Here is a 21,670-nt window from a genome sequence, read left to right as displayed (position 1 = left end):
CGGTGAAACTGCCGGGACTTGCGTGCATGTCCAACGCTTAACGGACCAGAAGTGTCACGACCTGGTCAAAGCGGCTATTGGCGACCCAACCCAACAACCCGAGAACTACTGCTGCGCCGCCAGCCGAGTAGGCAAGCCTGTGCTTGATGGATTTGACGTCACTGCGCACTTCATCCATGTCTCTTCGGATGTATTTCAGATGGGTCTCCAGCTCAATGACGCGAGGTTCCATATCAACTGCTCCAGCGGGTTTTGCGTTTTTGTTGAATTCAGTCTGATGATTGGCGCGGCTTTCCGAGAACGGCATCACCGGGCTCATCGGTAACGTGATGTCATGAGCTTGCATGGAGAAAAACGCTCCTTGCATCAATGCCCTTCGGGTCGCCGAAACTCGAATTGATTGTGTCTTTTAAGGCCCTTGAAGGGTGTCTACTCATTGCTTGCACATCCCTGTGTGATTGCTGTTGATGGCTGATATTCGCCGACACCAAAGTGTACCAATCGTCCAGGTTGGTCAATTGAGCCGATTCCTCACATGTCGTAAGAAAATATCCCGCCCTGTAGGAACACAAACCTGTGCGCGTCGAAAAAACTCAATACGTTGCGACCTTTCCAGGGCTCTGTGAGGTCAACATCTCCAGAATGAATCCCAATCAGGAGTGACAACAATGGGTGAGCGCAAGGCGCTGTTGATTCTGCATGGCAAGCAGGCACTCAATGAGGCAGTTCGTGCGGCCGTCGAAGGCAAGCGCGAACAGGGCTGGGATCTGGCCGTCCGATTGACCTGGGAGGCGGGCGACGCACAGCGGATGGTGGAAGAGGCGTTGAGCGCAGGCTATAAGCAACTGATTGCCGGTGGCGGCGATGGCACTTTGCGCGATATCGCCGAGGCCATGTCGATGCACCCGAATCAGGCCAGTCTGGTCTTGATGCCGTTGGGCACCGCCAACGATTTTGCTTGCGCCGCCGGTGTGCCGCTTGTGCCGGTACTGGCACTGGAACTTCTGGATGTTGCGCCGCACGCTATCGATTTGGGGGAGGGTGGGGGGGCAAATCTTTCTGAATATGGCCACCGGCGGTTTCGGCAGTCAGGTCACGGCCAATACATCGGAAGAGTTGAAAAAAGTTCTCGGCGGCGCAGCCTACCTGTTTACCGGTCTCTCACGCTTCAGTGAGTTGCATGCCGCTTATGGCGATTTGCAGGGGCCAGGTTTTCATTGGAGCGGCGAACTGTTGGCACTCGGCATCGGCAATGGTCGGCAAGCGGGGGGTGGGCATGTGCTATGCCCGGAAGCGCTGGCGGACGATGGTTTGCTGGACATCAGCATTTTGCCGGCGCCACAGGAAGTGATCGGGACCTTGAAAAACCTGCTGGCCGATGGTTTTGGCATCGACAACATGTTTGTGCGCGCTCGATTGCCCTGGGTCGAGATCAAGGTTTCGGAAGGACTGCACATCAACCTTGATGGCGAGCCTCTGGAAGGCGACAGCTTGCGTTTTTCTGCGCGTCCAGCGGCATTGCGCGTGCATTTGCCGGAGAATTCACCGCTATTGCGAGCATCGCGGTAGCTAATCGTCCAGGCTGATGATTTGCTCGCGTACCGCGAACAGGACCAGGCCAGCCACGTCGTAGATCTGCAGGCGTTTCATGATCTGCGAGCGGTGGGTTTCAACGGTCTTGATACTAAGGCCCAAGCCGTTGGCGATTTCCCGGGTGGATTTTCCGCGAACAATCAGTCGCAGGATTTCCAGTTGCCGTGCCGTCAGGTTGTGTGAGTCGGGTACTTCCGGTTGCTGCTTCTGGTTGCGGATCAGCGCCTGGTTGATAACCGTGTGGGCGATGGCAGGGCTCAGGTAGCGTTCGTTGTTGCGCAAGGCATCCAGGGCATGTTCCAGCTCGGTGGCCGTGGTGTCTTTGAGCAAATAGCCATGAGCGCCGGACTCCAGGGCTTGCATGATCAGTGCAGGATCAGTGTGCATCGACAGAATCAGTACTTTGCTTTGAGGGCGCACTTGTTTGAGTCGCTGCAAGGCTTCAAGGCCGCTGGTCTCCTTCATGGAAATATCCAGCAGAACAATGTCAGGGGACAGTTTCTCGACCATTTCGAGCAACTGTGCGCCGTCGTTGGCCTCGCCAATAACTGCATAGCCGGGAATATCCAGCACCAGAGCGCGCACGCCGGCCCTGATAAGCGAGTGGTCATCCACCAGAAGTAAGTTACAAGTCAATGCATAACCTTATTCGTACTGGCCCGTTCGAGCGCGCGGGGCGCCCAGGGGAGGAGTGCTTCGATTTGAGTACCTTTACCCGGCTCGCTGGTCACGGCCAACGTTCCGCCCAACTGATCGATCCGCTCCCGCATCCCGGCCATCCCACGCTGGCCCTCTCGACCAGGATCAGCGGCCGGTGCGAAACCCTGGCCGTCGTCGCTGATCAATAATGACAGGCCTTGGGGCATGCGTTGCAGGCGAACCAGCAGATTTTTTGCTTCAGCGTGACGCTGGATATTGGTCACTGCTTCCTGGGTAATTCGAAACGCTGCCACCGCCATTTCCTCTGGTATGCCGGTCAAGCGTTGATGGCATTCCAGGCTCCAGTGCATTGATGTATTGGCCAGGGTCTTGAGCAGATGCGCACGAAGGCTGGCTTCCAGCCCGAGACTCGTCAACTGCCTGGGATTGAGAATGGCCGAGACGTCACGAACCTTGGTCAGGGTTTCTTCCAGTGTGTCGCAAAGCACTGAACACTGGCCCTGCATGTCTTCTGGCATCCGGCGCTTGAGCCATTCACTTTGAAGTTTTGCAGCGGTCAGCAATTGGCCAATATCGTCGTGCAATTCTCTGCTCAGCCGATGGCGTTCGTTTTCCTGTACTTCCAACAGGCGGTCCGCCAGCTCTTGCGGCTGAAATTTTATGGACGTGCTCGAGAGGCGATGCTGCACCCAGACGCTGGTCAATGCCGCGATATTGAGCAGCAGCAAGCTCAATGGAAGGGGGGCGGACAAACCGAAGACCAGCAGGGTGCCAAGGGTCGAGCAAACGCACAGCAACAGCGTGAACCGTCGCGCGTTATTTTGGGAAGGTGGCCATTGGGTGAGTGACTTGAGGCTGGCGTACATAGCGGATGGAGCCAATGAATGTTCGCTGCGGGCAGACCGGCCATAGTGGCTGACGGGTCTCTGTCTGAAAAACTGTAGTGGTCGTCTTGAACAGAGCGCGGTCCAGTGGTGGAAATTCAACCTTTATCGGCCTGCTCTCATCTGGCGTCACTTTGCCATTAATTGGCGTCAACTAATGGTCGGCATAATACCACCTAAGATACCGTTGGTCGCGTTTGGTATATATGTCCACAGAGTCAGGAAGCAAGAAGGCTGGACGATAGTTCCACAATAGAAAAAGTTTTACGGAGGGGGCGATTAATGACTGTCGTTTGCAGGTACGAAGTATTCAATTGCGACACGAGCGCTCATATAGGGAGCTGCATCAGGGTAATAAGAATGCGCACTGCAAAGTTGTCTGACTAATTTAAGCCTGTCGTTCCGAATAGGTAACGAGCGTAAAGGGTTTGGAATTAACCGGTAACTGAAAATGACTTTGTCCGATCTGGACCGCAAAGGCTTCGATCAGGGACGTCTGTTCACTGTCATCAAGGCTGAGTTGGCCGGTGGTCTGGTCAATGAGTTCGAGCTGCCAGGCCATCAGCGTGAAGCAGTCCTTCAGTGCACCCAGTGCCTGCTCGTGCAGGTCAATGTGGTTGTGGCTCAGGTTGAGCAAACCGTGGATATGCAGGGAAAACTCCGACACGGCTTGCAGTGCGAGGGCGTCGGCCCGGCTCGCCAGTTTGAGCAGGCTGCTGAGCATGCAATCGATTGCGTCCTGGTCATTACTGATCAGTTGCAAGTGGTTCAGGCACTCCTCCGATTTGGCCAGGAGGGTTTCCGCCTCAACAAGAAACTCGGGTAGACGCTGAGCCCACTGCTTCGATTTGTTCGGCATGCTTATCTCCACAACGTCATGTCAAATGAGGGGATGTCGCGTATGTCGACGAGGACGTCTTGCGTCCCGGCGCTGCCATGCCGGCATGAGATCGCGCTCCGGCAGGCCTGGGCTAAGGCTGGGGAACTCGAGCGGGTGGGTGGCCACTTACCTGCGATCGCACACAAAAGCCTGACTCCGTTCATGCAATGAGAATGGCGTCACATTAATGGCTATTGGATATTGCGAATATCAGGTTGGGCCTGATTGTTACTAGGGGAATCCCTTACGTGAGGGGAACCTAACGTGCAAACCGTGGTCGCGCCGCAGGGAGTAAAGCTGATTGAGTGCGGATGCAGTAAAGCATGATGTTAATGTGACATCAATGCTCGATCGTGGCATTTTGTCTCAAGGTCAAGATCTGGCAATAACAGCCGATAAACCCTTTTAGTGAATTAATCAGAACAAGCCCAGGAGTCATTAATGGCCGGCATTCTCGACACGGTAGACCAACGCACGCAACTGGTGGGTGAGAATCGCCTGGAAATTCTCATGTTTCGCCTGGCCGGCCGGCAATTATTTGCGATCAACGTTTTTAAAGTGCAGGAGGTGCTGCAACTGCCGAAACTGACCCTGATGCCGCAACGCCATCCTTTTGTTTGTGGCGTGGTCAACCTGCGTGGCCAGACTTTGCCGGTGATTGATCTGTCCCAGGCCATCGGCATGCGTCCGCTGGTGCCGAGCCCGACCAGCACGATCATCGTCACTGAATACAACCGGTCGGTGCAGGCGTTTCTGGTCGGGGGCGTGGACCGCATCGTCAACATGAACTGGGAAGCCATCCTGCCGCCGCCGACCAGTGCCGGTCGCCAGCATTATTTGACGGCGATCAGCAAGGTTGACGACCAGTTGGTCGAAATCATCGACGTCGAAAAAGTCCTGGCCGAAATCGTGCCGTACAACGCCAAAGTCTCTCGCGAAAAACTCGAAGACCCGGTGCTGGAACGCGCCCGTGGTCGGGAAGTGCTGCTGGTCGACGACTCCAACGTCGCCCTGTCGCAATTGCGCGACACCCTGGGTCAGTTGGGCGTGAAGATGCACATTGCCAGCGACGGTCTGAAGGCACTGAACATGCTCAAGGCCTGGGCTGATACGGGCGTATCGATGACCGACAAATTGCTGATGGTGTTCACCGACGCAGAGATGCCGGAAATGGACGGCTATCGCCTGACCACAGAAATTCGCAATGACCCACGTCTACGCGGCCTTTATGTCGTCCTGCACACCTCGCTGTCGGGCAGCTTCAACGACTCGATGGTCAAGAAAGTCGGTTGTGACAACTTCCTCTCCAAATTTCAGCCGGACAAACTCGTCGACGTGGTGCGCCAGCGCCTGATGCTCGACGAAGTGCCAGCCTGATTCCGGAGCGACAGGCTGGCGGTTACGTCAGCCTTTGATTCGGCGATCAAGCTCGTATAGGGTGGGTTTTTTGCCCACCAAGGAGCTGGCCATGCTGCGTCTGAGCGCGCTTTATCGTTATCCGTTGAAATCCGGCAAGGGCGAACCCTTGCAGCGCGTCGGCCTCGACAAGCTGGGTTTGGACGGTGATCGACGCTGGATGCTGGTCGATGAGGCCAGCGGGCGCTTCCCTGACCCAGCGCGCGGTAGCGTCAATGAGCCAGTTGTCGGCGTTGTGGAATGCCGATGGCGGGCTGACCCTCAATGCACCGGGCCACACGTCAATCGATATCGCCTTGCCCGGTAACGACGCGCCACTGCGTGGTGTGACTATCTGGCGTGACACCTTGCGTGTGCCGGATGCCGGTGACGCAGCAGGTGCCTGGGTCAGCGAGTTCATTGGTAAACCGACGCGGCTGGTGCAAGTTCCTCTGGATCGTGCACGCACCACGGAGGCCGGTTACGGCAACGACGATGACCAGGTTGCGTTCGCCGACGGCTACCCGTTATTGCTGATCGGGCAGGCGTCCCTGGAAGACTTGTCGCAAAAGGTCGGGCGTCCACTTGAGATGCTGCGCTTTCGACCGAACCTGGTCATCGAGGGCAGCGAAGCCTTTGCCGAAGATGGCTGGAAGCGTATCCGCATCGGCGATGTCGAGTTCCGGGTGGTCAAGTCCTGTTCACGCTGCATTCTGACCACCATCGACCCGCAAACCGGCGAGCGAAGCGAAGACCGGGAACCACTGGCCACGCTGCAGAAATACCGCGCTGAAGCCGATGGCGCGATGTTTGGGCAGAATCTGGTCAACGACAGCAGCGGTCGTCTCGAAGTCGGAATGCCGGTGACGATTCTCGAATAAAAGCCCCTGAACGAAAAATGCCCGTGTCCAAGGACACGGGCATTTTTTGTGTTGAGAACCCGGGGGGGTTAGCCGCGGTATTCACACAGGTAAGCGGTGTCGACGGCCACTTTCAACTGGAACTTGCTGTTGGCAGGCACATTGAACTGGCTGCCGGCCGCGAAGGTTTCCCAGTTGCTGCTGTCCGGCAGTTTGACAGTCAGGGCACCACTGACCACGTGCATGATTTCACGCTGGCTGGTGCCGAACTCGTACTCGCCCGGAGCCATGACGCCGATGGTCGCAGGACCTTCAGCGGTGCCAAAGGCGATCGACTTGACGGTGCCGTCGAAGTACTCGTTGACTTTAAACATGGGCGATTCCTCGAAAAGGGCTAAAAGGGCCGGCCAGTATGCACAAGGCCTCGAACGCCGTCACCTCTCTAGGTGGGGAAAACCAGCGGCAGCAAGCGTGCTGTATTGCGCGCATCTTCCAGTGCCCGATGTTGCTGCCCGGTGAACTGCAGGCCCGCCAGTTGCAAGGCGCCATTGAGACTCAGCGGACGCTCCAGTCGTCTGACCTTGGCAAAGCGCTGCTTGAGGTTCATGTGCGGTACCCGGCTCAGGGCGCTGTCAAGTTGCAGGCGCTCCCACTCCTGAACCAATTGTTTGCGATCGTAATCGCCCCAACTCGCCCAGCCTTCCAGACGAGAATGATGCGGGTCCAGCCAGCGCTCGAATGACGGCCAAACCTCGGTCAGCGGTTGTGCGGTATCAATATTGCCTTGGGTGATGTGAGTCAGCTCCCGGCAAAACGGAGTCAGCAATGGCCGACGCAGCGGTTGCACGAAACGCTGGAAGTGATCCAGCTCGCGACCTTTGCGGTCCACCAGGGTGGCACCGATTTCGATGATTTCCATTTCCGTTACTGGCCAGCCACCTTCATCGGTGGTGGCTTCCAGATCTATCACCAGCCAGTGAGGCATCGCAGGGTTCCTGGTATCCGCGTCCTGATAGGGCTTGAGCGTAGCCAAACCCGGCGGATCCGCCTAGCGTCTTATTCGACCTCCAACAAAATCTGACGATTTTTGACCTGATCGCCGACCTGCACCTGCAAGCGTTTCAGCACGCCGTCGATGCCTGACTTGAGCGGATGCTCCATTTTCATGGCTTCGAGCACCACCAATAGCTGGCCTTTGCTGACCTGGCTGCCCTCACTGACCAGAACGTCGACGATGGCACCGTCCATAGGTGCCTTGAGCGTGCCGTTACTGACGCTGGCCTGAGCGCTGACCAGTGCCTGGGTCCGATCCACCAGTTGCAGGCTGCCGGGGCGGGTGAACAACCACAGTTGCCCGGCTTGGAGACGATAGGCATGACGCTGGCGGATGCCGTTGATGTCCAGCGTTGCCCAGCGCCCGTCGCTCTGGATGATCTTCAATTCCAGCGCTTGCCCGGCGACACGAATGCGCATGGGTGCGTCAGGTGTGGCGTTCAGTTCCACCGGCCAATCCTGTTCATTCAGGCCGATGCGGTAGTGCAAGGGCACACTGGCATTGTTGCGCCAGCCAGTCAGTGGTGCCGGGTGAGCCTGTGCCGAGGCGTGATAGAACAGTGCGGCAGCGATGGCCAGTTCTGAGGCGTTCGGGACATAGGCCTGCAAGCACGGATGGTCAACGAAGCGGGTCGGTATAAAACCGGTGCTGAATTCACCGCTGATGAAGTGCGGGTGGTCGAGCAGGCTGGCGAGCAAACGCTGGTTGCTCTGCACGCCCAGCAACACGCTGTCCTGCACGGCCCGCAGCAACTTGCGCCGCGCCTCTTCGCGAGTCGCGCCGTGGGCGATGATCTTGCCGAGCATCGGGTCATAAAACGGGCTGATGCTCTGGCCTTCTATCAGGCCATGATCGATCCGTACACTGCCCGGCAATGCGGGTTCCCAAGCCGTGACCTGACCGGTTTGCGGCAGAAAACCGTGGGTCGGGTCTTCGGCATACAGGCGCACTTCCATGGCATGCCCGTTGAGCTGTACCTGTTCCTGTCGTAACGGCAGTGGTTGTCCTTCGGCGACGAGTAACTGCCAGGCCACCAGGTCCAGCCCGGTGATCAATTCAGTGACCGGGTGTTCCACTTGCAACCGGGTGTTCATTTCCAGAAAGTAGAATTGCCCGCGCGCATCCAGCAGAAACTCCACGGTGCCTGCGCCGACGTAATTCACCGCCCTGCCAGCCTTGAGCGCGGCCTCGCCCATGGCCTGGCGCAACTCGCTGGTCATCACCGGGCAGGGCGCTTCTTCGATGACTTTTTGATGGCGGCGCTGGATCGAACAGTCGCGTTCTCCGAGGTAGATGAGGTTACCGTGTTGATCGCCGAACAGCTGAATCTCGACGTGGCGCGGGTCGATCAACGCTTGTTCGAGGATCAGTTCGTCGCTGCCAAAACCATGCTGCGCTTCGGAGCGTGCGGTGCGCAGTTGTTCCAACAACTCGCTGGCATCCGGCACCAGGCGCATGCCACGTCCGCCCCCGCCCGCACTGGCCTTGATCATCAACGGATAACCAATGCGCTCGGCTTCGCGGCTCAGGGTGGTGTCGTCCTGTTCGGCACCTTGATAGCCTCTGACACACGGCACGCCGGCCTCGATCATGGCGATTTTCGACAGATGTTTACTGCCCATCAGCTTGATGGCTTCGGGGCTGGGGCCGATGAAGGTGATGCCGGCGTCGCGGCAGGCAAGGGCGAAGCCGGCGTTTTCCGAGAGAAAACCGTAGCCGGGGTGGATCGCATCGGCCCCCGTGCGCCGGGCGGCGTCGATGATGGCCGGGACGTTCAGATAAGACTGCTGCACCGGGGCAGGGCCGATGTTGATGGCTTCGTCGGCCATGTGCACATGCAGGGCATCGGCGTCGGCATCGCTGAACACTGCAACCGTGCGATAGCCCAGCGCTTGCGCAGTACGCTGGATACGGCAGGCGATTTCACCGCGGTTGGCAATCAGGATTTTTCTGAGTCCGGGCATATTCTGTTCCCTTGGTTTGCGGTGAATGTGATGACCCCATCGCGGGCAAGCCCGCTCCCACATTGGATCTCTTTATGCTGAAGATCTCTTGTGGGAGCGGGCTTGCCTCGATGCTTTCAGGAGGCCCATCCCGGTTTACGCTTTTGTACGAAAGCCATCGTCCCCCTCGACACCTTCCGCCCCGGTCACTGCCTCGCTAAACCATTGCGCCGCTTCATCCAGCAACGCATCCGACGGTTGCCCGGCACTCGCCAGCAGCAGTTTTTTAGTCGTCGCATTAGCACCCGGCGCGCAGCACAGCACATGGGCGAGGATTTCATCGAGGCGCTCGGCCAGTGCTTGCGCGTCATGTTCGACAAAATGCACCAGGCCCATGCGCCGCGCCTGCGTACCGTCGAAACGCGCGGCAGTCAGCGCCAGTCGCCGGGCCTGGGTCAGGCCGATGCGCTGGACCACGAAGGGGGCTATTTGCGCGGGCAGCAAACCGAGGCTGGTTTCCGGCAAACCGAATTGCGCCAAGTGATCGGCCAGGGCGACATCGCTGACGCATGCCAGCCCCAGGCCGCCCCCTAACACCGCGCCTTGCAGCACCGTGATCACCACTTGTGGCGCGTGTTGTACTTCTTGTAGCAGGGCGCCGAACGCCCGATTCAACTCGCGGTAGGCGCTCGGGCCTTGAGCGCGAGCGTTGGCCATGTCCTTGATGTCGCCACCGGCACAGAAATGCCCGCCGGCGCCGCCAATCACCAAGGCCCGAACCGCGCGATCATCGCGCACCGCCCCGAGTACCGAGCGCAGTTCGGCGACCATCTGCAAACTCATGGCATTGCGACTTTCCGGGCGATTGAGGGTGATGTGCAGCACGCCGTTATGCGGCTCCAACAGCAACGTCTGGCAATCGGGCAGGGGGCTCATTTCTTTTTCCCCGGCAGAATGCCCATGAGTTTGCAGATGATCCCCAACATGATTTCGTCGGCGCCGCCGCCAATCGACACCAGTCGCACGTCACGGTAAGCACGGGCGACCGGGTTGTCCCACATGAAACCCATGCCACCCCAATATTGCAGGCAGCTGTCGCTGACTTCGCGGCCCAGACGCCCGGCCTTGAGTTTGGCCATGGAGGCAAGGCGAGTGACGTCCTGGCCTTTGACGTATTGCTCGGTGGCCTGATAGACCAGCGCCCGCAGGCATTCGATTTCGGTTTGCAGCTCTGCCAGGCGGAAGTGAATGACCTGATTGTCGATCAGTGCACTGCCAAAGGTTTTGCGTTCCTTGCAGTACTCGATGGTGCTGTCGACGCAATACTCCAGGCCCTTGATCATGTTTGCCGCGCCGAACAGGCGTTCTTCCTGGAACTGCAGCATTTGCATCATGAACCCGGCCCCTTCATGGCCGACGCGGTTACGCTGAGGCACCCGCACGTTGTCGAAAAACACTTGGGCGGTTTCCGAACTGCGCATGCCGAGTTTGTCCAGGTGCGAACTGAGGCTGATGCCTGGCGTGTTCATCGGCACCATGATCAGCGATTTGTTGATGTGCGGCTTGTCGTCCGAAGTGTTGGCCAGCAGGCAGATGAAATCGGCGCTTGGCGAGTTGGTGATCCACATCTTGCTGCCGTTGATCACGTAGTCGTCGCCGTCCTTGCGGGCGGTGGTTTTCAGCCCGGCGACGTCGGAACCGGCACCGACTTCCGAGACGCCGATGCAGCCGACCTGTTCACCGGTAATGGCCGGGCGCAGAAACTCGTCGCGCAATTCATCGGAACCGAACCGCGCCAGCGCCGGGGTGCACATGTCGGTCTGCACGCCGATGGACATCGGAATGCCGCCGCAATGGATAGTGCCGAACTCTTCGGCGGCGACAATGGAGTAGCTGTAGTCCAGCCCCATGCCGCCGAATTTTTCCGGTTTTGATATGCCCAGCAGGCCGAGATCGCCGGCCTTGCGGAAGATCTCGTGGATCGGAAAACGACCGGCCTTTTCCCATTCTTCGACGTGAGGGTTGATCTCGTGATCGACGAATTGGCGGACGGTGCGGCGCAGTGCTTCGTGTTCCTGGGTGAAGATCATTTTTGTTGTTCTCCTGATCGTTCCCACGCTCCGCGTGGTAATGCCTCTATGGACGCTCTGCGTCCGCTTTGGGACGCAGAGCGTCCCGGGCTGCGTTCCCACGCAGAGCGTGGGAACGATCCATCAAAAACGCGCGACGCCAAAACTGTTGGCTTGCAATGGCCGCACTTCGGCCTCGTGGCAGATATCCAGCAAGTAACCCAGCAACGTCCGGGTGTCCCGCGGATCGATCAGCCCGTCATCCCACAGATTGGCGCTGCCATAGAGAGCGGTGGACTGGCTGTCGAGTTTTTGCGCGGTGACCTGTTCCAGCATGTCGAGCATTTTCGGGTCGGGCACCAAGCCGTCCTTGAGCTGCTTGGCCTCGGTGACGATTCGCAGCACCTTGCCGGCCTGGGTGCCGCCCATTACGGCGGTGCGACTGTTGGGCCAGGCGAAGATGAAACGCGGGTCGAGGCCGCGACCACACATCGCGTAGTTGCCGGCGCCATACGAGCCACCGACGACAATCGTCAGTTTCGGCACCCGAGCGTTCGCCACGGCTTGAATCATCTTGGCGCCGTGCTTGATCACGCCTTGTTGTTCCGATTCGGTGCCGACCATGAACCCGGTGGTGTTGTGGAAAAACAGCAGCGGCGTCTGGCTTTGGTCGCAGAGCTGGATGAACTGCGCAGCCTTGCTGGCGCCCTTGGGTGTGATCGGGCCGTTGTTGCCGATAAAACCGCAGGCTCGCCCCTGAATTTTCAGTTGGCCACAAACGGTCTGTTGATCGAACTCACCCTTGAACTCAAGGAAATTCGAACCGTCGGCGATACGGGCAACGATGTCGCGCACGTCATAGGGTTTTTTCGGGTCGTCAGGGATCAGGCCCAACAGCTCATCGATGGGGTAGAGCGGTTCTTCATATTGACGTTCGGGTAACCAGGGCAACTGTTCGTTCCACGGCAGCAGGCTGACGATTTCGCGCACGTGTCGCACACCGTCGGCATCGTTCTCGGCCAGGTATTCGGCGGTGCCGGCGGTTTGCGCATGCATCTCGGCGCCGCCCAGTTCTTCATCGGTGGCGACTTCGCCGGTCGCCGCTTTGAGCAGGGGCGGGCCGGCGAGAAACAACTTGGCCTTGCCGCGTACGACCACCACGTAGTCCGATAAGCCCGGCTGATAAGCACCCCCCGCAGTGGCCGAGCCGTGCACCACCGTGATCTGGGGCAAACCCATGGCCGACATCCGCGCCTGGTTGGCGAAGCTGCGCGCGCCTTCGACGAAAATGTCCGCGGCGTAGTTCAGGTTGGCGCCACCGCTTTCGGCGAGGGTGATCACCGGCAGTTTGTTCTCCATGGCGATCTGTTGCAGGCGCAGGGACTTTTTCAATCCGCTGGGGGAAATGGTGCCGCCCTTGATCGCGCTGTTGTTCGCCACCACCAGCACCCGTACGCCGGACACGTAACCGATCCCGGCAATCAAGCCACCGCCGGCAGCACTGCCATCCTTATCATCGTGCAGCTTGTAGCCGGCCAGGCTCGCCAGTTCGAGGAACGGAGCACCGGGGTCGAGCAGCAGGTTGAGACGTTCGCGCGGTAGCAGTTGCCCGCGTTTGTCGAATTTTGGTTTGGCTTCGGCGGCCTTGTTCAACAGGTTCTGTTCGAGCTGGCGGACGTGTTCGATCACGGCCAGCATCGCGTCACGGTTCTGGGCGAACTGGGCGCTGAACGGGTCCACATGCGATTGAATCACCGGCATGGCTTATTCCTTGTCCTTGAGCACTTCTGGTAAGTACGCGCGGTGAAAACCGTTGTACGACTCACTGTTGGTAGCCTTGTGGATCGGCCAGGCGCGACCGCCCAGGCTCGCGGCACCGTCGATGCGCAAGGTGCTGCCGCTGACAAATGCCGCGGCCGGGCTGAGCAGGAACACAATCGCCGCGCTCACTTCCGATTCCGTCCCGATGCGTTTCAGCGGCACGTGTTCGCGCAAGGTCGGAATCACCGCTTTGAAAGCGCCTTCGTAAGTGTCCATACCGCTGGACGCGACCCACCCCGGCGCCACCGCGTTGACCCGCACCCCGGCGTAACCCCATTCGAATGCAGCGGTCTTGGTCAGGTTGTCCATGCCCGAACGCGCAGCACCGGAATGCCCCATACCAGGCATGCCGCCCCACATGTCGGCGAGCATGTTGACGATGGCGCCGCCATGCTTGCTCATGGATTGATTGAACACTTCCCGGGCCATCAGGAAACCGCCCACCAGATTGGTGCGCACCACGGTCTCGAAACCTTTCTGATTGATCGAGGCCAGGGGGTGACGGGTATTGCCCGCCGGCATTGTTGACCAGCCCGTGGATCGGCCCGTGTTTGCGAATCAGCTCGCTGACCAGGTGCTTGACCGCTTCTTCCTCACGAATATCGCAGGTGGCCCAATCCGCCTTGCCACCGTCTTCGGCAATCTCGGCGGCGACGCTTTTCAGCTTGTCGGCCTTGCGCCCGACCAGCAGCACGTGCGCGCCGAGGGCCGCCAGTTCATGCGCGGTACACCGGCCGATGCCGCTGCCGCCGCCGGTGACAATGATGGTTTGGCCCGCAAACAAATCGGCTTTGAAAATCGAATCGTAAGCCATGGCGACAGTCCTCTAGTTGACCTGGTCGGCGATGCGCTGAGGCACCGGAATCTGGATCTCCAGCAGCTGCTGGGCGAAGGCTTTGCCTTGCGGATCGATCCGCAGGCTGGCCACGCCACCGCCGCCGAGGGCGTTTTCCAGTAGAAAATTCAGGCTGTGGGTGCCGGGCAAATACCAACGTTCCACGCGCCCGTGAAGAGGATCGAGGACGTGGCTCATCCAGTCGACCATCACCTCGGGTGTCAGCGCTTCGGCGATCCACGGCAGGTACTCGGGGTCGCGGGCCATGACGCCGATGTTGCTGTGATTGCCCTTGTCGCCAGAGCGGGCCACGGCGAGTTTGACCAGGGGCACGCTGGCATCGGCGCGGTCTGTGGGTGTGGGCGGTTCGAAGGCGACGGGCAGGTCTGCGGTGTCGAGCACATCGAGCGCGGGCAGGGCGCAGGCATAGCGCTGGCCGTTGAGGTTAATGTCCAGCGTGCAGAAGGTTTTGTCGATAAGGAAGGAGAACAGGCGGATCAGCGGATACACCGTTGGCCGTCCACCGACGATTCCGGTCAGCCCCGGCGCCATGCCCGTTGCGGCTTGGGCGATTTCCCGGGAGAACATGATCAATGCTTGTTTGTTCGGGTGGCGCACGGCGAGTTTGATCACCACTTCGCGGCTGTCCCGGCGCTGGCCGTGGGGGCCGTAAGTGGCTTCGCTGCCGAGCAGTTCAATGTTCACTTCGCTGTAGGGCGCCCACCCACGCTGGCTGAACATTTGCGAGGTCTTGTTGATGATCGCTTCGCTGACCCGATGTGCCTTGGCGACTGCATCGATGCCCGCGATCAGGCAACTGGCGGTGCAGCGGAAGCCGTCCGGATACGTCGCGCTGACTTTGTACTGACCGGTCGGCGGCAGGCCTTTGGCACCGTGCACCTGAACCGCGTTTTTACCGTGTTGCCGGAGTTTGACCTGGGTGAAATCGCACACGACATCGGGCAACAGGTACGCCCGTGGGTCGCCGATTTCATAGAGCATTTGCTCGCCAACGGTCAGGGGCGTGACCAGGCCACCAGAGCCTTCGGGCTTGCTGACGATGAACTGGCTGTCGGCACCTACCTCGACGATGGGGAAGCCGATGTGTTCGTAATCGGGTACGTCGCGCCAGTCGGTGAAATTGCCGCCGGTGCATTGGGCGCCGCATTCGATGATGTGGCCGGCCAGCGCGGCTTGCGCCAGCTTGTCGTAGTCATGCCAGGACCAACCGAACTCATGCACCAGCGCAGCGCTGACCACGGCACTGTCGACCACGCGACCGGTGATGACGATTTCCGCGCCCAGGCGCAAGGCTTCGACGATGCCCGGCGCGCCCAGGTAGGCGTTGGTCGAGACGCACATGGGCGGCAACGGTGCGCCGCTGAACATTTCATGAATGCCGCTGTTGCTCAGTTGTTTGAATTGCGGTTGCAGGTCATCGCCCAGTAGCACCGCGATTTTCAGGGCGACGCCGGCCTTGTCGCACGCCGCCTGAAGCGCGGCAGCACACGCTTGCGGATTGACACCGCCGGCATTGCTGATGACGCGAATGTTCTGTTCGGCGAGGCGGGTGAGCAGTGGGCTGAGCACTTCGATGAAGTCGCCCGCATAGCCGGCTTGCGGATCTTTCATCCGCGCGCCGGCCATGATCGACATAGTGATTTCAGCCAGGTAGTCGAAAACCAGATAGTCCAGGCGTCCACCTTCCACCAACTGCGCGGCGGCGGTCGAGGTGTCACCCCAGAAGGCGCTGGCGCAGCCGATGCGAATCGTTTTAGGCACAGTCAACTCCATAACCACCTCCCACTGAAGTGGATCGAGACTACCAAGCAAGCGCTTGGTTTGTAAACGTCTGAAATATCTTCTGCCCGAGCGCTTGCTTGGTTGCCGCGGCCAGCTTAGATTGCCCGCGCAACCCCGCAGTTTTAGCGGCGAGCGGTGTATTTGATTGATCGACTGTAGGAGAGAACGGGTGGACGAGCAAAAAGCCCTGAGGGTCATGCGCGAATTGGTCGACAACGGCCAATTGACCGACCCGGACAGCGCCCGCGGCAAACTGCTGCAAGTGGCGGCTCATCTGTTCCGCAACAAAGGTTATGAACGCACCACGGTGCGCGACCTGGCGGGGGCCGTGGGCATACAGTCAGGCAGCATTTTTCATCATTTCAAAAGCAAGGATGAAATCCTGCGGGCCGTGATGGAAGAAACCATCCGCTACAACACGGCATTGATGCATGCAGCCCTGGCCGACGCCGGTAATGTGCGCGAGCGCGTACTGGCGCTGATCCGCTGCGAATTGCAGTCGATCATGGGGGGGCAGCGGCGAGGCCATGGCGGTGCTGGTGTATGAGTGGCGCTCGTTATCCGAAGAAGGGCAGGCGCAGGTGTTGGCGCTGCGTGACATTTATGAAGAGCTCTGGCTGCAAGTGCTGGGTGAAGCCAAAGAGGCGGGTTTTATTCGCGGCGATGTGTTCATCACGCGTCGTTTCCTGACGGGCGCGCTGTCCTGGACCACGACCTGGTTTCGCGCTGGCGGCAGCATGAGCCTCGATCAATTGGCCGATGAGGCACTGATTCTCGTACTCGAAGAAAAGCAGTAAGGTTGTGCCGGACCAGGGAAACTGGCTAAGTGGCTGAAACCGCCTAGCTTGAATGCATTGATGCGTATTTTTGGGGAGTGGTTGTTTTGATGTCTTCGCCAATCAGGACGGCTTCGCGGCTTTTGCTGGCGTCGCTTGCGGCGCTCTGGGTTTTGCCGTCCCAGGCTGCGCAACTGGTGCGGGTGGGCGCCGCCCATTTTCCGCCTTACACGATCCGTCCGGAATCCGGTGCCGACACCGGCCTGCTGCCACAATTGGTCGAGGCGTTGAATCGAGAACAAAGTGACTATCATTTTGTCCTGGTACCCACCTCCATTCCCCGGCGCTTCGGTGATTTCAAGCAGGGCCGGGTCGACATGGCTATTTTCGAGAACCCGCAATGGGGGTGGCAGGACATTCCCCACACCAACGTTGACATGGGCCTTGAAGACGCCGAGATTTTTGTCGCGCAACGCCTGCCGGATCGACAGCAGAGTTATTTTACCGACCTCACCGGCAAGCGCCTGGCCCTGTTCAGCGGCTATCACTACGAATTCGCCAACTTCAACGCCGAGCCTAAATTCCTCGCGCAGAACTACAACGCTACGCTGACCTATTCCCACGACAGCAATTTGCTGATGGTGCTGCGCGGTCGAGCGGACATCGCCTTGGTGACGCGCTCTTATCTGAGCGATTACCTGCTGCGCAACGATAAAGTTGCCGATCAGTTGCTGGTGTCCCAGCGCATCGATCAGGTCTATCACCACTACGCCATCCTGCGCCCGACCGCACCCATCAGTGGCGAGGCATTCGGCAAGTTGTTGCAAGGCCTGCGGGACAATGGCGAGATGCTGAAGATTTTCGACCCGTACAAGATCGCGGTGGTGCCGGTGCCGCGAACCTGATGACGCGCGCCACGGGTGGCTGAAATTCAGATGTTAGCGACGGATAAATGTATCCGCCTGACGCCCCGACACTTTGCGGCAGTGCACCAGCGCATCGCGGATCATGAAGTTCACCAGGGTCGGCGAAACGCCGAGTTCCTTGGCAATATCCTTTTGCGGTACTCCGTGCAGCCGGTACATCTCGAAAGCGTAGCGGGTACGGCTCGGCAGTTCCGTCAGCGCGTCGGCAATGTGCTCAAGGGTCGAGAAATTGATGTGCGAGGTTTCGGGTGACGCACCTTGAATCATCACGTTCAAACCTTCCTCTTCAGGGCCGGAATACTTCTGCTCCAACGCCTGTTTGCGGTAGTGGTCGATCGCCAGGTTGCGCACGATCTGGAACAGATAGCTGAGTTGGGCCTTGAATGAAGTCGTGATCGGCGGCGCTGATTGCAACCGGAAAAACGCATCCTGCACGACGTCTTCAGCACGTGACCTGCAACCGGTGATGCGAGCGGCAATCTTGACCAGTATCAGTCGATTCTCGACGAAGGCCTGAAGTAGCGGTGAGTCGCACCTGCTTGTGAATACTTGTTCCGTCATGGAAATCACCTTGCTGCCAATAGGTTGGTGGGACGGCACGCAGACTTGAGCCGTCCGACACATTGAGCAATAAGCTAGGCTTGATGATAATGATTGTCAATTGGGAAGAAGAATTGATACTGAGACTGGGTGCGACGTGCGAACACCGGCATGCGGTGTCCTCGTTTGCAGCCACTGGCCTGTCAGCGCCTATTTCGGCGCGATGCAGTACGTGCCGCAAAACGTGCCATGCCGTCGGACTGGCGCACCAGTGGGTTCACTTCGGCCCGAGGATTTTCGCCAGTTTTTCCGGCGAAGGCGCACCTTGCTGTTGTTGCAGTTCACCCTTGTCGTCCATATAGAAAATCGCTGGCGTGGCCTGCAACTCCAGGTCTTCCATCAACTGCATGTTCGCCGCCAGTTTTGCCTGAATCGCTGGAGGGACTTCTTTCAGCGCTTTGAGTGAGCTGTCCTTGCCAGCCTTTTCGTGTTCTTCCAGCGCTTTGCCCGGGTCTTTGGCCGCCAGCAGTGCAGCCGATTTACCCGGGCTGTCTTCGCGAATGATGCCGACCATGATGTGGCGCAATTGCACCTTGCCAGCCTTGACCCACGGCCGCGCCTGCTCCCAGAAGACGTTGCAGTAAGGGCAGTTCGGATCGCTGAACAGGTAGACAACACGCGGGGCATCTTTTTTGCCGTCGCCGATCCAGTTACTGGCTTCCATCTTGCCCCAGACTTCCTTCGACATCGGTGCGTAGACCAGCTTCTGCAACGGCGCGGAGGTCAGGTCGTTGCCGTCAGCATCGTAGAGATTGCCGAGCAACACATGCTTGCCATCCGGGGTCAGGTACAGCGCCATGCCACGGTTTTGGTATTGCGCCGCATAACCGCGCAAGCCGTCAGGCGCGTCGAACTGGCCGACGATTTTCGCACCCTTGGCTTCGATCTTCTTGATCGCTTCAGGCAGTTCTTCGGCGGCCTGTACCGACGGCAGGTGCAGCAGGGCTGCGCCCAGGGTGAGCGTCAGCAGGTGGCGGAGGCGTGGCATGGCAGTTTCCTTGAAGGGGTGGACGGTGTGGCAGAAGGAGGGGGGTGTCGAAGTTTTCCAGGGCACGGGCGAGGCTGGCTTGCGAGAGTTCGCCCAAATGGCTGCCCAGCAGGCGACCGTCATTGCTATAGAACAGCGTAGTCGGCAATGCCATGGAACCCACGGCTTGGCCCAGGCGACCGCTGCCATCGAACAACACGTTGCTCAGGCTCAGGCCCTGGGTTTCCAGGAACGTGCTGACGCTTTGCATGCTTTCGGCCTGATTGACGAACAGGAAGGTCAAGTCCGGGCGTTGCTGCTGGGCGTTTTCCAGCACCGGCATTTCCCGACGGCAGGGCGGGCACCAGGTCGCCCAGAGATTGATCACCAGCGGGCCACCCTTGTAATCGGCCAGTTGCACAGTTTCGCCGGCGGCATTGCGCAAGGAGATTTCAGGCAGGCGCGTGCCTTGTTCGTAAATGCTCAGGGAGAACGTTGCCAGCAGCCAGAACGCCAGGCCGCTGCCTACGCCAAAGCCCAGCGGCCGGCGTAAACCCGGACGGCGCCAGCCGCGATACAGGCTGGCAAGCAGCAGCACAATCACGCCAGGCCAGGCCAGGAAACCACCGTCGCGCAGGTCGATGATCTGCCACGGATCGTTGCGATAGTGTGCCCAATACACCGCCACGAAACTGACCCTGGCCGCCAGCATGCCGATCAGGAACAGGCTGAACAGCACCGACTCGGGATTATCGCCACCGCGCTTGGCCACCCGCCAGCCGACAAACGTTGCCAGCGCCAGAGCACTGATCAGCAGCAGGTGGTTAAGCGCGATGGCAAAGGTGCCGAGGGTGAAAGTCAGCATTAACGGGCGTCTCGGGTAGTGGTCCAGCGTTGCAGGAAGGTGTCGGCATCGACCTCGCCGGTGATGCGCTGGCTGCGACGCTCTTCGCCGTCGGCGCCGATCCACAGGAAACTCGGTGGCCCCGGCACTTTATAACGGCCGAGCAGTTCGCGGCTGGCGGCATTGTCGGCGGTGACGTCGAGCCGGAGCAAGCGCACATCGCTCAACGCTTGCATCACGTGGGCTTTACCGAAGACCTGTTTTTCCATGACTTTGCAGGAGGTGCACCAGTCGGCGTAGTAATCGAGCAGCACCCATTGGCCCTGCGCCCGCGCCGCGTCCAGTTCCTGTTGCAGCGCATTGGGGTCTTTGATCGTGGTGAAAGCCTCGTGGCCGACCGGTGCAGAGGCACTGGCCGTGTTGGAGCCGCGATAGACCTGCAGCGGTTGAAACAGGTCATCGCTGCCACCTGCAGCGCCTATCATCAGCAGGCTGCCCCACAAACCGAGCAGCAATGAACCGGCGCCGAACACCTGCGCCGTTCGACCAAAACCACTGGACTGGCGCCAGGCACTGTAAGCGGCAATCAACAGCAGCGCGCCGCACAAACCGATCCAGAGCGATTGATCCAGTACCGGGCGCAACATCAGCAGTGCAGTGGCGAGGAACAGGAAACCAAACACGCCTTTGAGCAGGTTCATCCAGGCGCCCGGTTTGGGCAGGAAGCGGTTGCCGATCGTCACCAGCAACAGCAGTGGCACACCGATGCCGATGCCCATGGCAAACAGAATCAGTCCGCCATGCAGTGCATTACCACTTTGCGCGATATAGAGCAGGGCGCCGGCCAACGGCGCGGTCATGCACGGCCCCACCAGCAGACCAGACAAGGCGCCCAGTGCACCGGCACCGACCAGACTGCCGCCACGCTGATTGCGTGAAACATTTTCCAGGCGGTCGCGCACGGCCACCGGCAGTTGCAGTTCGAAGAAACCGAACATCGGCAATGCCAGCAACACGAACACCGCCGCGAAACTGCCCAGCAGCCACGGGTTTTGCAGCAACGCTTGCACGTTCGCACCGAGCAGTGCGGCCAATACGCCCATCGCCGCATACACCAGCGCCATGCTGACCACATAGCTGCCCGCCAGGGCAAAACCACGTTTAGAGGTGGCGCCGCTGCCCACAATCAAACCAGCCAGGATAGGCAGCATCGGCAACGAGCAAGGGGTGAACGCCAGCAACAGCCCCAAACCGAAAAACACCAGCAAACTCCAGCCCAGTGCCCGCTGTTGCAGGTCGCTGGCCAAGGCTTGATCCGGTGCTTCGTTTGCGGCAACCGTGACGTTGCCGCCCAAATCCACCACCTGCGTTTGCGGCGGGTAACACAAGCCTGCATCGGCACAGCCCTGGAAACCGACTTTGATCTGACCGGTCGCGCCGGCCGGGATCTTCAGTTCCAGGCCCTGGCGGTAAACCTGTTGTTCGCCAAAGAACTCATCACTGTGCGCTTCGCCTTCAGGTAGCACGGGGTGCTGCTCAGCAGGCAAACCGTCGAATTTGAGGCGCTTCTGATAAAGGTAATAACCGTCCGTGATCTGCCAATAGAGCTGGGTCTCACCCGTCTCAAGGCGTTCAGAGGTGAAAGCGAACGCCTTTTCCACCGGCAGAAATTCAGGTTTGGTATCGAACGGATTGGTCCCTGCCTGGGCCAGACCCGAGATCAAGAGGACAAAAAATAGAAACAGACGACGCATGGGTAA

The 21,670-nt window shown here is 59.3% G+C and carries 15 protein-coding genes and 6 pseudogenes; 5 read left to right on the top strand and 16 right to left on the bottom strand.

The features are described from left to right. Positions 1-37: 37 nt before the first annotated feature. Positions 38-346: a hypothetical protein gene (locus tag AB4N76_RS05090; RefSeq protein ID WP_046032381.1), complete on the bottom strand. Its 309-nt coding sequence runs from the start codon at positions 344-346 to the stop codon at positions 38-40. Between the two features lie 322 nt (positions 347-668). On the opposite strand from AB4N76_RS05090, the pseudogene yegS reads away from it, so the two are divergent. Next, positions 669-1,586, top strand: a pseudogene (gene yegS, locus AB4N76_RS05085) (lipid kinase YegS). On the opposite strand, the gene AB4N76_RS05080 reads toward yegS, so the two are convergent. From AB4N76_RS05080 to AB4N76_RS05070, 3 genes are all read right to left on the bottom strand, one after another. Then, on the bottom strand, positions 1,570-2,229 hold the full coding sequence (locus AB4N76_RS05080) for a response regulator transcription factor (RefSeq protein ID WP_046032379.1): 660 nt from the start codon (positions 2,227-2,229) through the stop codon (positions 1,570-1,572). The pseudogene yegS and the gene AB4N76_RS05080 overlap by 17 nt on opposite strands. Then, positions 2,226-3,119, bottom strand: coding sequence for a sensor histidine kinase (locus AB4N76_RS05075; protein ID WP_046032378.1), 894 nt, complete (start codon positions 3,117-3,119; stop codon positions 2,226-2,228). The genes AB4N76_RS05080 and AB4N76_RS05075 overlap by 4 nt, the downstream gene beginning before the upstream one ends. Before the next feature lie 406 nt (positions 3,120-3,525). Next, positions 3,526-3,996, bottom strand: coding sequence for a hypothetical protein (locus AB4N76_RS05070; protein ID WP_046032377.1), 471 nt, complete (start codon positions 3,994-3,996; stop codon positions 3,526-3,528). Positions 3,997-4,458: 462 nt separating this feature from the next. Between AB4N76_RS05070 and AB4N76_RS05065 the strand changes: the two genes are divergently transcribed. Continuing rightward, on the top strand, positions 4,459-5,394 hold the full coding sequence (locus tag AB4N76_RS05065; protein ID WP_046032376.1) for a chemotaxis protein CheV: 936 nt from the start codon (positions 4,459-4,461) through the stop codon (positions 5,392-5,394). Positions 5,395-5,485: 91 nt separating this feature from the next. Beyond that, positions 5,486-6,293 (top strand): annotated as a pseudogene (locus AB4N76_RS05060) (MOSC domain-containing protein). Between the two features lie 68 nt (positions 6,294-6,361). Here AB4N76_RS05060 and ppnP read toward each other — a convergent pair. From ppnP to AB4N76_RS05020, 8 genes and pseudogenes are all read right to left on the bottom strand, one after another. Further along, positions 6,362-6,646, bottom strand: a complete 285-nt coding sequence (ppnP, locus tag AB4N76_RS05055; protein ID WP_085647581.1) for a pyrimidine/purine nucleoside phosphorylase — start codon at positions 6,644-6,646, stop codon at positions 6,362-6,364. Positions 6,647-6,714: 68 nt separating this feature from the next. After that, positions 6,715-7,257, bottom strand: a complete 543-nt coding sequence (locus AB4N76_RS05050; RefSeq protein ID WP_077431672.1) for a 3'-5' exonuclease — start codon at positions 7,255-7,257, stop codon at positions 6,715-6,717. Positions 7,258-7,328: 71 nt separating this feature from the next. Beyond that, entirely contained in the window at positions 7,329-9,290 is a 1,962-nt protein-coding gene (locus AB4N76_RS05045; RefSeq protein WP_460164234.1) for an acetyl/propionyl/methylcrotonyl-CoA carboxylase subunit alpha, read from the bottom strand. A gap of 116 nt (positions 9,291-9,406) precedes the next feature. Next, a pseudogene (locus AB4N76_RS05040) lies at positions 9,407-10,205 on the bottom strand (enoyl-CoA hydratase/isomerase family protein). Next, a complete protein-coding gene (gene atuD / locus AB4N76_RS05035; RefSeq protein ID WP_046032371.1) occupies positions 10,202-11,359 on the bottom strand; it encodes a citronellyl-CoA dehydrogenase in 1,158 nt (385 codons plus the stop codon). Before atuD ends, AB4N76_RS05040 begins: the two are co-directional and overlap by 4 nt. Before the next feature lie 123 nt (positions 11,360-11,482). Next, entirely contained in the window at positions 11,483-13,099 is a 1,617-nt protein-coding gene (gene atuC / locus AB4N76_RS05030) for a geranyl-CoA carboxylase subunit beta (RefSeq protein WP_046032370.1), read from the bottom strand. Between the two features lie 3 nt (positions 13,100-13,102). Then, positions 13,103-13,973 (bottom strand): annotated as a pseudogene (locus AB4N76_RS05025) (SDR family oxidoreductase). A gap of 12 nt (positions 13,974-13,985) precedes the next feature. Continuing rightward, positions 13,986-15,776 (bottom strand): acyclic terpene utilization AtuA family protein, encoded by a 1,791-nt coding sequence (locus AB4N76_RS05020; protein WP_460164233.1) that lies wholly within the window; start codon positions 15,774-15,776, stop codon positions 13,986-13,988. A 190-nt stretch (positions 15,777-15,966) separates the two neighbouring features. On the opposite strand from AB4N76_RS05020, the pseudogene AB4N76_RS05015 reads away from it, so the two are divergent. Together AB4N76_RS05015 and AB4N76_RS05010 are read left to right on the top strand one after the other, a co-directional pair. Continuing rightward, positions 15,967-16,594: pseudogene (locus AB4N76_RS05015) on the top strand (TetR/AcrR family transcriptional regulator). 89 nt (positions 16,595-16,683) lie between these two features. Next, positions 16,684-17,478 carry a substrate-binding periplasmic protein gene (locus AB4N76_RS05010; protein WP_175648982.1) on the top strand — a complete coding sequence of 265 codons (795 nt, stop codon included), beginning with the start codon at positions 16,684-16,686 and terminating at the stop codon, positions 17,476-17,478. Positions 17,479-17,511: 33 nt separating this feature from the next. Here AB4N76_RS05010 and AB4N76_RS05005 read toward each other — a convergent pair whose 3' ends face one another. From AB4N76_RS05005 to dsbD, 4 genes and pseudogenes are all read right to left on the bottom strand, one after another. Further along, positions 17,512-18,060, bottom strand: coding sequence for an RNA polymerase factor sigma-70 (locus AB4N76_RS05005; RefSeq protein ID WP_077431677.1), 549 nt, complete (start codon positions 18,058-18,060; stop codon positions 17,512-17,514). 256 nt (positions 18,061-18,316) lie between these two features. Then, positions 18,317-19,087 (bottom strand): thiol:disulfide interchange protein DsbG, encoded by a 771-nt coding sequence (gene dsbG, locus AB4N76_RS05000; RefSeq protein ID WP_046032364.1) that lies wholly within the window; start codon positions 19,085-19,087, stop codon positions 18,317-18,319. Further along, positions 19,063-19,931 (bottom strand): annotated as a pseudogene (locus tag AB4N76_RS04995) (TlpA family protein disulfide reductase). The gene dsbG and the pseudogene AB4N76_RS04995 overlap by 25 nt, the downstream one beginning before the upstream one ends. After that, complete coding sequence (dsbD, locus tag AB4N76_RS04990; protein ID WP_460164232.1) at positions 19,931-21,664, bottom strand: protein-disulfide reductase DsbD; 1,734 nt, start codon at positions 21,662-21,664, stop codon at positions 19,931-19,933. Before dsbD ends, AB4N76_RS04995 begins: the two are co-directional and overlap by 1 nt. Positions 21,665-21,670 lie beyond the last annotated feature (6 nt).

The organism is Pseudomonas sp. S2_F03 (genome assembly GCF_054668335.1).
The sequence above is the reverse complement of the archived record's forward strand: the minus strand, read 5'-3'. Positions and strand labels throughout refer to the sequence as shown.